The organism is Acinetobacter pittii ANC 4050 (genome assembly GCF_000399685.1).
In the GTDB taxonomy this organism is placed as follows: domain Bacteria; phylum Pseudomonadota; class Gammaproteobacteria; order Pseudomonadales; family Moraxellaceae; genus Acinetobacter; species Acinetobacter pittii_E.
The window spans coordinates 1,129,630-1,142,014 of record NZ_KB976987.1 but is presented as its reverse complement, the minus strand read 5'-3'; the positions used below and the strand labels follow the sequence as shown (position 1 = coordinate 1,142,014).

Sequence of the window (12,385 nt, the reverse complement as noted above, 5' to 3'; positions counted from 1 at the left end):
AGGATAAGTAAAGATTAATAATCTTTACCCGAGCGCAAGACGAGAACTACGTTCGAGTTAAGAGGATAAACAAAGCAACGCTTTGTCCTGAGAAGCGGTTGAAGCTTCGCAAGAAGACGAGAACTTACTCCCTCATTAACCAGCAGTCTACTGCAAACGATGTATATGCAATTTTAGGCTTTTGATATGTTATTACTTGTCGTTGAAGGCATTGTGATTGGTTTTTTACTGGGTCTCACTGGTGCAGGTGGCGGTATTCTTGCCGTACCTGCGCTCATGACCAGTCAAGGTTGGAGTGTGGCTCAAGCTGCGCCGATTGGATTGTTGGCAGTTGCTCTATCTACACTCATTGGCACCATTGAAGGTTTATTTAAAAAGATAGTTCGTTATCGTGCTGCAATCTGGATTGCCTTAATTGGTGCCCCTATGGCACATATCGGCATTTTAATAGCCAATGCGATTCCACCTGTGTGGCTCATGTTAATGTTTAGCTTAGTCATGTTTACAGTGGGCTATCGACTTATTAGTAACCGAGTATCAGACTTTCATAACCCGCCGTGTCAGGTCAACCCAAGTACGGGACGCTTTATCTGGAATTTTAAAACGGGAAGCGTTCTTGCTAGTATTGGGATTATTGCTGGGCTTTTAACTGGAATGTTAGGAGTTGGTGGTGGCTTTGTAATTGTGCCAGCGCTTAGAAAAGTCACAAATTTGGATATGCATAGCATTGTTGCAACTTCACTTATGATTATTTTTCTCATTAGTGGAATGAGTATTGTGATGCATATTGCAGAGGGTTTTCACTATCCAGTAGGCATTACCAGTGCGTTTGCACTCGCATGTGCATTTGGTATGTTATTAGGACGCAGAGCTATTCGTTTTATTCCGTCTGCAATCGTGCAAAAAGTCTTTGCTTTGATGGTTTTTGCTGTCGCAATTTATATGGCCATTAAAATTGTTAATCTAACAAATATCTAAACGATATAGTATTTTAACCATCTCTATAAATAGCAATTTTCCAAAGATGAGATGTTAAAATTATCTTTGGAAATTTGCTTTAAACCATATAAATTTTTGAGAAAGCGATATGAAGCGAATTAACGTGGCAATTTGTGGTTTTGGACGGATTGGGCAACAAATTGCAGAGCTTCTTTTAAATCGATCGGCATACTATCAACAAAAATATCAAATTGATGCCCGTTTAATGGGTGTCTGCAACTCATCATCAGGCTTAATTGATCAAGAAGGTTTACAAGCTGCTAAGTGGCTAGATAAAACACAGTATCAAGCAGGCCTAACTGAGCAAAAGTTTTTACAACAGGTTCAAGCAGATGTCATTATTGAGACAGGGCCAAGTGACTATGTTACCGGTGGAAAAGGACTATTTTATTTAAATTATGCTTTAACACATAACATGAATGCGATTGCAGTATCTAAAGGTGCTCTAGTCGTAGATGGTAAAAAATTAATTAACTTGGCACATCAGCACAATAAAAAACTATTTTTTAGTGGTGCCACTGCTGCGGCTTTACCAACTGTTGATTTATTTGAATATAACTTGGCTGGCTGTCAAATTTTAGAAATAGAAGGTGTCTTTACCGGAACCACAAATTTTATTTTAAATGATATGTTGCAACATGAATGTGCGTTTGCAGAATCTCTTGGAAAAGCTCAAGCAAAAGGGATTGCAGAACCTGACAGCTCTTTCGATGTAGATGGATGGGATACCGCTGCCAAAATTACGATATTGGCAAATACTGTTTTGGGAGCTGATGTAAAAATTCAAGATATTCCAAGACAAGGAATCAGTCATGTGACTGCTGATCATATTCGTGATTGGAAAAAAGAAAATCTAATTCCTCGTTTGGTGGGTTTTATTCATAGTAAAAATCAGCAAATTCAAACAGGTGTTGAATTAAGATTAGTTCCAGCAAATCATCCTTTTGCTCATCTGCAAGGTTCTAATAAATGCATTCGAGTGTTAACTCAAGAAATGGGTGAGCTTGTTGTAAGTGGAGGAGCATCTGCGCCCTTAGCTACAGCCGCCGCGGCTTTAAAAGATTTCGAGTTGATGCTAAAAATGAGCTGCTAAAATTAATTATTATTTATAAAAAAGCAGGCTGTTAAGCCTGCTTCTCACAATTTTTTTGACTATTAAATAACTTTTTTCCAATTTCAAACTTACTAAACATTAGGTAGTTGCCAAGTAAGATTAATAAAATTCCAAATACAGCGTTTAAGGTCCACTCATATCCTTCAAAGAAGGTAGAAACAGTTAGAGCAACTAAAGGGAAGAGCAACGTGCTATATGCTGCTTTTGAAGCACCAATTCTACCAACCAAAGAAAAATAAGCAGAGAACCCAATAACTGTGCCAAATACAGCCAAGTAAAGTACCGAACTTAAAAATGGGAAATTCATTGGAGGCATTAAATCTTGGCCAGTAAATAAAGCTAAACTTAACATCACTAACGATCCATAAGTCATGGCATAACAGTTTGTTGAAAAGATATTTAGACCACGTTTTTGATGTCTAACACTGATCATATTCCCTAAAGAAAAACCGTAAGTGCCTATAGCACATAGCCCAATACCTATTAATAACTGAGCATTAAACTGGCTATTTATGAGATCATGCCAAAAGAGTAAAACGATACCACCTAAACCTAAAAGTGCAGCTGGACCAAAATTTGGTGAAGGTTTTTGCTTAAAAAAGATAAGCGCATTAATGGCATTAAAGAAAACAGCCATCGAAAAAATGACAGACTCTAAACCGCTATTTACATATTTCACGGCGGTATAAAAACAAATAAAGTTTAGGCCGAAAACACAAAGGCCTTGCAGCATACAAAACAAATGATCTTTTAAAGCAATTCGCTGTAATTTTCCTGAAAATAGTAAAACAACCCAAAGTAATAAGGCTGAAATAGCAAAACGCCATAAAATCGCGACGACGGGTGTTGCATAATGGCTCTGAACGGCAATTCCAATCCATGTTGTTCCCCAAATCAACACCACCGCAACATAGAGTAAAATATTCATAAGTTCATCCTCGATTACCAAGCTTAAGTATCTAGGAATGCATAATTTTTCACGTATATATTCTTGTGTTCTACATGCAAGATCTTGCGTTTTTTATAGAACTAAACTAGCTCAATTTTGCTGAATATGGTTAACTTAAGCTCAATGAGATTCGTTTTAATTTTGCATGGCCTATCAAACTTTAGAACAGCTACAGCAATCTAAAGCCAAGCTTCACGAAACGGTGGTGCTTGATGAAAATATGCAACTTGCATTTTGGTCTAATCAGCAAGATCGTGTAAGTGTCTGTAGCGATCACCACACTTTAAGTCTGTATATTCAAGATGGCTATGAAAGCTATCAAAAAACACCTGCGGGCTGGAAAAATGGCGGTGGGCCGGGTCGTTTTTGCTTATTGCCTGAACATCAGGAGTCGACTTGGGATATACGAGGTGGGCTTAAATTTGTCCACTTGTATTATACCGATCAACATTTGCGTGATGTTGCTGAAAAAATATGGGACAAAGAACCCAATCAAATTGAATTGAATGAAGTCGTTTTTAATGATGATGAAAGGATCCGAGCGCTTTATCAGTTCTTCTTACTAGATTGTGATTGGAAAGATTCAGCAAACCATTTACAGATGAGTACCACTGCCAGCTTATTGCTGAATCATTTAATTCGAAGATATAGCAACGTGAAGTGGCAGCAACCCGTCATTAAAGGGGGGCTGGCGCCTCATAAACTTAAATATATTCAAGACTGGATTGAAGGGCATTTAGACCAAGCATTAACTTTGTCTGATTTAGCAAATGTCGTGAATTTAAGCGAATATCATTTTGCCCATATGTTTAAACAGTCTATGAATATGGCGCCTCACCAGTATGTCATGCAAAGGCGCTTAACTAAGGCAAAAGGTTTAATTCAGTCATCTCAACTTTCTTTACAAGATGTTGCTCTTGTATGTGGTTTTAGTTCAGCGAGCCATTTAAGCCATCGCTTTAAACAGTTTTATGGCATAAGTCCTTCACAATTACGTTAAGCATCTCATGTAATTGGTTTATCTTGAGCTGCATCAAATGCAGCTCTTGCCGCATCAATATCCGCGATATGCTGCTGTGCCCATTGGCCTAAAGCAATTACCGGCTCCCTAAGTGAATGGCCCAGAGGTGTTAATTCATATTCAACATGCGGTGGAACTACAGGATAGACTGTACGTTTAACCAATCCATCTCTTTCTAAACCGCGTAAACATAAGGTGAGCATACGCTGTGATATTCCATTGATATTCCTCTTTATTTCAGAAAATCTATGAGGGCGTGATGCAAGTGTCATTACAATAAGAATGCTCCATTTTTCACCAACTCTAGCCAGAACTTGGCTGACTCTTTGGCAATCTGAACTCTGTAAATCATGAGGTATGGTTACAGTCATATTACTTGGTTCCCTAAATGTGCCTTCTTGTGCACAAGAATAATAGTAGTAACATAATTAGTTCAAGTAACAATTTTATACTGTAGGTATAAACGATGAAACTACTTCAAATTGACACAAGTATTTTGGGTGAACAATCTGTTAGCCGCCAACTCACCTCATCTGTTATTCGTCAGCTCAACACAGCTTATCCAGATGCAGAAACTATTCATCATGATTTTGCTTTAGAGCCAATTCCTCATTTGTCTGATGCCGAGTTTTTGGCATGGCAAGGGGTAGAACCTAATAATGAAACAGCGCAACAACGTGTTGCACAAAACAGCCAATATTTGGATGAGTTTTTATCATCAGATATCGTTGTGATTGGTGCACCTATGTATAACTTTAGCTTCCCATCACAGTTAAAAGCATGGCTTGACCGACTATCTATTGCTGGGAAAACATTCCGTTATACGGAAAACGGTCCAGAAGGTTTAGTAAAGGGGAAACGTATTATTATTGCTTCTTCGCGTGGTGGAGTGTACTCGGCAGGTTCACCAGCCGAAGTTTTAGATTATCAAGAAACTTATATTAAAGCGTTTTTCAATTTTATTGGTGTGACTGATATTACTTTTGTGCGCGCAGAAGGTATCGCTTTCGGCCCAGAAGCACGTCAAGCTGCCTTAGATAATGCAGCAGTACAAATCGCACAATTAGCGGGTTAAAAATATAAACAGCCGAGCAGTAATATCATTGTTCGGCTGTATCTATGGATAATTAAAAAACTAAATCAATAAATAACTAAAAGAAAGTGACGGCTAGTCCAATCAGCGCTGATGCAAAAATCACATACAGCACGTTAATATTAAAGCGGAATAAAGCAATGAATGCAGCCACAGTAATGATGGCTGCGACAGCATCAAAGTGTCCTGAAAAACCCTCTGGCCATAACACATGATAACTAAAAAATAATGCCAGATTTAAAATAACACCAACCACAGCAGCGGTAATGGCAGTAAGTGGCGCCGTAAACTTAATTTCATTATGGGTAGATTCAATAACTGGTGCACCAGCAAAAATAAAGACAAATGAGAAAAGGAAAGTAAACCAAGTTACAATGACAGCACCAAGTGCTCCAGCAAAAAATAGATGCTCGGGCCCAAGTAATGAATGATTAACACCCCCTAAAAAACCAACAAAGGCAACCACCATAATGAGTGGGCCAGGTGTAGTTTCACCTAAAGCGAGTCCATCAATCATTTGAGTTGGTGAAAGCCATCTAAAATGATTTACAGCACCTTGATAAACGTAAGGTAAAACAGCGTATGCACCTCCAAATGTGAGCAGTGCAGCTTTAGTAAAAAACCAAGCCATTTGGGTATAAGAGTGATACCACCCAAAATATGTACCTAAAGCTAAAATTGGCAATAACCATAAAACGATTGCCACAAAAATAAGTTTAGCTAACCGCAACCAATGGAATTTAGCATGCTCTGGCGTTGGGGTATCATCATCAATAAATGCTCGGCCATAATCTTTTTGGCTGGCTTTATGTCCAGCGACTGAAGAAAAAAGTTCTGGATACTTTTTACTCGCTAAATAGCCGGCAATACCAGCTGATAATACGATAAGCGGGAAAGGAAGCTTTAAGACAAAAATGGCAAAAAACGTAGCAATTGCGACAAACCATAAAAATTTATTTTTAAGTGAACGGCTACCTATACGGTATGTTGCATGAAAGACAATTGCGGTAACGGCAGGCTTGATCCCGTAAAAAATACCTGCAATAACCGGAACATCTCCGAATTTTATATAGACCCAAGATAGCCCAATTAAAATAAATAAAGAGGGCAATACAAATAAAATCCCTGCAACTAATCCTCCAGCAGTTCTGTGCATAAGCCAACCAATGTAGGTTGCTAACTGCTGCGCTTCAGGACCGGGTAACAACATGCAGTAGTTCAGGGCATGCAAAAATCTTTTTTCTGATATCCAGCGCTTTTGTTCAACGAGTTCCTCATGCATCACAGCGATTTGTCCAGCTGGCCCGCCAAAGCTAATAAAACCAAGCTTGAGCCAAAATAAAAAAGCTTGCCAGAAGGTGACTTGAATAATACTTTCAGGTAAAGGGGATTTTTCGTTTTCCATTTTTATCCCATCAAAAAAATTGATTCATATGGATCAAGAACATTAAAAACTAGTTACTTTTAGTGAATTAAATAAGTTGGATGCACTATGCAGCTATAAGATACAGAATAAAAATGAATTTCTTATTATTTTAAAAAGATATTCTTCTAAAAAAATCTCTAGAAGAATATCTATCTTTTATTTTCTAATGATCATGTTCTAAATAATCGGGTTTTTTAGGAAGCGCAAGGCTACACAAGAAACAGATAATGAGCATGACAATCACATAAATAAAGAAGGTGTTTTCAATTCCAGCGGCTTTGAACTGCAAGGCAACCGAAGGTGCAGAACCACCAAACAGCGCATTCCCTACAGCATAAGAAAACCCTACACCTAAAGCTCGTACATGAGGTGGGAACATTTCTGCTTTTACCAAACCACTAATAGAGGTATAGAAACTCAGAATCATCATCATAAAAATGAGTAGCAAGGCAATAATAATCGGCGAATCTATATAATTAGGCATCCCAATGGCCATGACTGGATAGATAAAAATCGCAGATAATAAGCTAAATGCCAGCATTGAAGAACGTCGCCCAATACGATCCGAAATTGAGCCAAATACAGGTTGAGCACACATATAGACAAATAGTGCGAAGGTCATGATATAACCAACGGTTTTTCCGTCCATTCCTAAATTGGTTAAATAGGTTTTTGAATAAACAGTTTCTACATAAAACGTTAATGAACCAGCCGAGGTATAACCCACCACCAATAAAAAAGTTTTCCAATGCTTTTTAAAGAGCTCTCTTAAGCTCCCAGATTCTTTTCGTTCGCTGTCTTGATGTGAAAGTGTTTCTTCTAAGCGGCTACGTGCCAGTAAAGATAAAATTGCGGCAAAACCACCAATAACAAATGGAATACGCCAACCGCCATCATGTAATTGTTGCTCACTTAAAAATGTTAATAAAATTACGCCGAGTAAGCTGGCAAGTAATTGACCACCAGATAGGGTGACATATTGGAAAGACGAGTAAAAACCACGTTGGCCTTTTAAACCCAATTCACTCATATATGTTGCTACGGCGCCATATTCCCCCCCAACCGATAAACCTTGAAGTAAACGCACTACCAGCAAAAGAAACGGGGCAAATAAGCCAACTTGGTCATAAGTAGGTAGGGCTGCAAATAAAAAAGAACTCAAAGCCATAAGACAAATTGAGATGACCATCGATTTTTTTCGACCATGCCGGTCTGCAATACGCCCAAATACCCAACTACCAATAGGACGCATAAAAAAGCTTGCAGCGAATACCCCCCACACATAGATAGATTTAGTCGTACTATCCATATCTGGTGCAGTTAGAGCTTGAGTAAAGTAGGCAGCAAATACTGCATAGATATAAAAGTCGAACCATTCAACTAAATTACCAGAGGCTGCGCCTACAATCCCACGTATTCTGCTACGTTTTTCTTCCTGAGTGTATGTCATATTTCTTCCATCATTTTGCAGACAAAAACGAGGAATTTTTAGATATGCTGGATAGAAAAAAAGAATGAAACTTTAAATATCACTCAATCCTGAGCATGTCCTTAAATTCCTAACCCTTCATTTTTTCTAATTTTAAAATTCGATTCTAGTGAGATTACGTCCTTTTGTTCGATTTAATGATATTTTTACCGATGATCGAACACTTCCTTTGTCTTAACTTAATAATTAATAGTATTTAAAATCAGTAAGCTAATTTAACAACATTATTTTTCTGTTCTATTTCTCCTGTTGAGTACCATTTTTAGCTTAAGTTTATTTTGAATATTTGGTAATGCTTAAAAAGTTATAGCGCCAATTTCTAAGAAAATACATGAAATTTATATAATGATAAGCCTATAAAAGTTGTATCACATTCACTTAATCGAAAAAATACAGAATATGTTGTTTCTCAATATATGTAGCGGTATTCTTGCGTGGCTAAAAATAGGCTCAGTAGTTACTTCTAGCGCTTCAAATTATGCACGGTATGGCAGGTAGTTATTCAATGGAAAGACGTTCGTTAAATCTTCACTTCATGACATGCTCTAAAACAGCATTGGCTTCATCTATTGCACTCATAACATCTGTCGTTTATGCAAATGAAGCGGAGGTTTCCCAGCTCCCAACCATTACTGTGAACGCCACCCAAAATAATGATGCGCTATACACATCAAAGAAAGTTAATTTATCTGGTTTTCAAACTGGTGATGTAAAGAAGGTTCCGGCATCTATTACAACAATTACTTCTGAACGCATAGCAGATCAACATGCAAAAACCCTAACCGATGTGGTTAAAAATGATTCGTCATTGGGAGATGGTTACGCTGCTATTGGCTATTATCCAAACTTTGTAGCACGAGGTTTTGCACTCGATTTAGGTTCAAGTTATCTCATTAACGGTCACACCATACGTGGCGAGCAAAATGTAGCTTTAGAAAATAAAGAGCAAGTTGAAATTTTAAAAGGCATTTCTGCGATTCAAAGTGGCATGTCGACACCAGGTGGTGTGGTTAACTATGTAACCAAAAGACCTGCCAATGTTAAAAACATTACTGTAGATGCAAATTCGGAAGGTGGTTATACACTGGCAACAGATGTCGGCGGCTTTATTAATGATAGTTTCGGTTATCGAATCAATTTATCGCATGAAAGCATCCATCCAAATGTTGATCATGCAAATGGTAAGCGTGAGTTTGGTTCAGTAGCTTTAGACTGGAAAATTAATGAGCGTTCTAAATTATTGTTTGATATTGAGTCTCAGCACCAAAGTCAACGCTCCGTACCGGGTTATCAACTGCTTGATGGACAAGTACCAACAAATGTAGATCAAGACCGTTTGTTGGGTTATCAGTCTTGGAGTAAACCGGTTGTAAATAACAGTGTAAATGCGAGTTTAAAATATCAATACGCATTTAATGATCAATGGAATGGTAGCTTAAGTGCATCGCAAAGCCGTGTTGTAATTGATGATAATAGTGCTTTCCCGTGGGGATGTTATAGCGATATTTGTGAAGTTACTGGCTTAGGTAATACTTTTGATAAACACGGTAACTATGACATTTATGACTTCCGCAGCCCAGATGACACACGTATTACTAACCAGTTTGCTGCTGGATTAAATGGTCAGTTCAATACTGCTAGTGTTCAGCATCAGGTTGCTTTCGAATTACAACGTACTTATAAAACCTTAAAGCACCATACGCCACTTAATGTATTGGTAGGAACAGGAAATATCTATCAAGGTACAATCGACTACAGCCCGTCATCAGACAGCTTGGGCGATCGTTACAAAGCTTTAGAAAGTGATCAGACTGCATTTACAATCTCTGACCGAGTTCAATTTAACGATCAATGGTCAACTCTACTAGGTGGAAAACTTATTCATCTTGATGAACAAGCTTATGATCCAGAGGGGCAGCAAAGCCGAGATACGGATTTAAATAAGTTTTTACCGCAATTAGCGCTCATGTATAGCCCAACTGCTACGACTAATCTTTATGCTTCATATGCCAAAGGATTATCTGATGGTGGAGAGGCTCCGTGGTTTGCTAATAATGCCTTAGAAGTTCTTGCTCCTAAAAATTCTGAACAATATGAAATTGGTGTTAAACAACAAATTCGAAACTTCTTGTTAACAGCAGCTATTTTTGATTTAAAGCAAGACAATCAATACAGTAAAGTAAATGCAGATGGATCTTTTGATTTTGTTGAACAAGGCGAACAACACAATCAAGGTATTGAGTTAGGTTTAACGGGCGCTTTAACAGATACACTCGACGTAAGCTCTGGCATTACCTATACCAAATCACGTCTTGTTGATATTGATAGTGACAGCTACAAAGGTCATCAAACTCAAAATGTTCCAAAAGTCCGTGCAACTGCGCAGTTATCTTATAAAGTACCTTCTGTTGAAGGGTTAAGATTACTGAGTGGTATGCAATACAGTAGCAGTAAATATGCAAATAAAGAGGGAACTGCAAAAGTAGGTGGCTATAGCGTCTTTAATATTGGTGCTGCCTATAAAACAAATTTTGCTGGGCATGACACAACTTTCAGATTCAACATTGATAACTTATTTAATAAGAAATATTGGCGTGATGTAGGTGCATTTATGGGTGATGACTATTTATTCTTAGGTAATCCACGTGCAGCTCAGTTCTCTACAACTTTCAGTTTTTAAAATATAGAACAAATAAAAAAGGAGCTTATAAAAGCTCCTTTTTTATTTCAGGAATTAAGCCGACATTTTGGGTTTAACCATATTATTAATCGACAAGATATCATCAAGCACTTGTGCTGATAATAAGCCTTCATTCTGAACTAGAGCCAATACGCTTTGTCCAGTTTCGTTTGCGGTTTTAGCAATACGAGTTGTCGTTTCATAACCTAGGTATGGGTTAAGTGCAGTCACAATACCAATTGAGTTTTCAACTAAAGCTTTACAGTGTTCAGGGTTCGCCGTAATCGTATCAATACATTTACTTTGGAACATGGCCATTGCCTTACCAAGCAAGTCCATAGATTCAAACAGTTTGAATGCAATAAGTGGTTCCATTGCGTTTAACTGTAATTGACCAGCTTCAGCAGCTAAAGTTACAGCCAAATCATTTGCAATGATCTGGAAGCAAGCAAGGTTCATCGCTTCAGGAATAACAGGGTTTACTTTACCTGGCATGATCGAACTACCCGGTTGACGGGCTTCTAAGTTAATTTCATTAATACCAGTACGCGGACCACTTGAGAGTAAACGCAAGTCATTGGCAATTTTTGAAAGTTTAGTTGCGGTACGTTTTAATAAACCAGATAAAAGAACAAAGTCGCCCATATCTGAAGTTGCTTCGATTAGATCAGGAGCAGACTTAATTTTCTTACCAGAAATTTTTGCAAGTGCCTGAATCGCAAGTTCACGGTAACTATATTCTGTAGTAATTCCCGTACCAATCGCAGTACCGCCAAGGTTCATATAGGCTAAAACATTTGGAATAAGCGTATTAATTTGCTCAAGGTCTTTTTGTAAAGTTACCGCAAAAGCCCCAAACTCTTGACCTAATGTCATTGGCACAGCGTCTTGTAACTGTGTACGACCCATTTTTAAAATATGAGCAAATTCTTGAGATTTATTACGGAAACTTAAAATCAAGTTATTAAAAGGAAGATTTAGTTCATCTAAACTTAATAACAAACCTAAGCGAATCGCAGTAGGGTACACGTCATTTGTTGACTGCGACATATTAATGTCGTTATTTGGATGTAGATATTGATATTGACCCTTAGAATGTCCCATATATTCTAAAGCCACATTTGCTAATACTTCATTTGCATTCATATTGGTTGAAGTACCGGCACCGCCTTGCATCATATCAATCGGGAACTGGTCGTGAAAATTCCCACGAATAAGTTGATTACAGCTGTATTCAATCGCTTCAAATTTAGTTTGATCTAAGCTTTTAAGATTATAGTTCGCCTCAGCACAAGCAAGCTTTACCATGGCTAAAGCTTTAATAAGGTGAGGGAAATTTCCGACCTTGCTTTGAGTTAAATTAAAGTTTTCTAGAGCACGTAATGTTTGAACTCCGTAGTAGTCGTTATTATTGATCTCTCTATAACCAATAAGATCCTTCTCAATACGGGTGGTAATTTCAGCGTTCATCATTAAACTTCGAATTAGTAAAGAAGATAATTCATATTAGATTTCGAAATGCTTCACTTCTAATGCATTTATCAAGTTAATTATGCATTTTTTGCATATCAAATTTTTAATTTTACAATGAATGCATTAGGAGATTCCGTTTTT

The 12,385-nt window shown here is 37.7% G+C and carries 10 protein-coding genes; 5 read left to right on the top strand and 5 right to left on the bottom strand.

Translation table 11 applies throughout. The features are described from left to right. Positions 1 to 186: 186 nt before the first annotated feature. On the top strand, positions 187 to 978 hold the full coding sequence (locus F931_RS09120; RefSeq protein ID WP_016141095.1) for a sulfite exporter TauE/SafE family protein: 792 nt from the start codon (positions 187 to 189) through the stop codon (positions 976 to 978). 109 nt (positions 979 to 1,087) lie between these two features. Continuing rightward, entirely contained in the window at positions 1,088 to 2,092 is a 1,005-nt protein-coding gene (locus F931_RS09115) for a homoserine dehydrogenase (RefSeq protein ID WP_016141094.1), read from the top strand. Positions 2,093 to 2,123: 31 nt separating this feature from the next. Here the strand turns inward: F931_RS09115 and F931_RS09110 are convergent, their stop codons facing one another. Continuing rightward, positions 2,124 to 3,041, bottom strand: coding sequence for a DMT family transporter (locus tag F931_RS09110; RefSeq protein WP_016141093.1), 918 nt, complete (start codon positions 3,039 to 3,041; stop codon positions 2,124 to 2,126). A gap of 166 nt (positions 3,042 to 3,207) precedes the next feature. Here F931_RS09110 and lumQ point away from each other — a divergent pair, with 166 nt between their 5' ends. Beyond that, positions 3,208 to 4,062, top strand: coding sequence for a helix-turn-helix domain-containing protein (lumQ, locus tag F931_RS09105; protein WP_016141092.1), 855 nt, complete (start codon positions 3,208 to 3,210; stop codon positions 4,060 to 4,062). A 5-nt stretch (positions 4,063 to 4,067) separates the two neighbouring features. Here lumQ and F931_RS21965 read toward each other — a convergent pair whose 3' ends face one another. Next, positions 4,068 to 4,454 (bottom strand): winged helix-turn-helix transcriptional regulator, encoded by a 387-nt coding sequence (locus F931_RS21965; RefSeq protein ID WP_016141091.1) that lies wholly within the window; start codon positions 4,452 to 4,454, stop codon positions 4,068 to 4,070. A gap of 95 nt (positions 4,455 to 4,549) precedes the next feature. On the opposite strand from F931_RS21965, the gene acpD reads away from it, so the two are divergent. After that, on the top strand, positions 4,550 to 5,158 hold the full coding sequence (gene acpD / locus F931_RS09100; protein ID WP_016141090.1) for an FMN-dependent NADH-azoreductase: 609 nt from the start codon (positions 4,550 to 4,552) through the stop codon (positions 5,156 to 5,158). Between the two features lie 76 nt (positions 5,159 to 5,234). Here acpD and chrA read toward each other — a convergent pair whose 3' ends face one another. After that, on the bottom strand, positions 5,235 to 6,581 hold the full coding sequence (chrA, locus tag F931_RS09095; protein ID WP_016141089.1) for a chromate efflux transporter: 1,347 nt from the start codon (positions 6,579 to 6,581) through the stop codon (positions 5,235 to 5,237). Between the two features lie 184 nt (positions 6,582 to 6,765). Next, on the bottom strand, positions 6,766 to 8,052 hold the full coding sequence (pcaT, locus tag F931_RS09090; protein WP_016141088.1) for an MFS transporter: 1,287 nt from the start codon (positions 8,050 to 8,052) through the stop codon (positions 6,766 to 6,768). A gap of 517 nt (positions 8,053 to 8,569) precedes the next feature. Here pcaT and fatA point away from each other — a divergent pair. Beyond that, entirely contained in the window at positions 8,570 to 10,771 is a 2,202-nt protein-coding gene (gene fatA, locus F931_RS09085) for a TonB-dependent siderophore receptor (RefSeq protein WP_016141087.1), read from the top strand. 54 nt (positions 10,772 to 10,825) lie between these two features. Here fatA and aspA read toward each other — a convergent pair whose 3' ends face one another. Further along, positions 10,826 to 12,244 (bottom strand): aspartate ammonia-lyase, encoded by a 1,419-nt coding sequence (aspA, locus tag F931_RS09080; protein WP_025470306.1) that lies wholly within the window; start codon positions 12,242 to 12,244, stop codon positions 10,826 to 10,828. Positions 12,245 to 12,385: the final 141 nt, after the last annotated feature.

Bases quoted from the DNA above. Each gene is read 5' to 3' on its own strand.
- fatA (WP_016141087.1), top strand. From the start codon at position 8,570: ATGCACGGTATGGCAGGTAGTTATTCAATGGAAAGACGTTCGTTAAAT.
- F931_RS09115 (WP_016141094.1), top strand. From the start codon at position 1,088: ATGAAGCGAATTAACGTGGCAATTTGTGGTTTTGGACGGATTGGGCAA.
- F931_RS09120 (WP_016141095.1), top strand. From the start codon at position 187: ATGTTATTACTTGTCGTTGAAGGCATTGTGATTGGTTTTTTACTGGGT.
- aspA (WP_025470306.1), bottom strand. From the start codon at position 12,244: ATGATGAACGCTGAAATTACCACCCGTATTGAGAAGGATCTTATTGGT.
- acpD (WP_016141090.1), top strand. From the start codon at position 4,550: ATGAAACTACTTCAAATTGACACAAGTATTTTGGGTGAACAATCTGTT.
- pcaT (WP_016141088.1), bottom strand. From the start codon at position 8,052: ATGACATACACTCAGGAAGAAAAACGTAGCAGAATACGTGGGATTGTA.
- F931_RS09110 (WP_016141093.1), bottom strand. From the start codon at position 3,041: ATGAATATTTTACTCTATGTTGCGGTGGTGTTGATTTGGGGAACAACA.
- lumQ (WP_016141092.1), top strand. From the start codon at position 3,208: ATGGCCTATCAAACTTTAGAACAGCTACAGCAATCTAAAGCCAAGCTT.
- chrA (WP_016141089.1), bottom strand. From the start codon at position 6,581: ATGGAAAACGAAAAATCCCCTTTACCTGAAAGTATTATTCAAGTCACC.
- F931_RS21965 (WP_016141091.1), bottom strand. From the start codon at position 4,454: ATGACTGTAACCATACCTCATGATTTACAGAGTTCAGATTGCCAAAGA.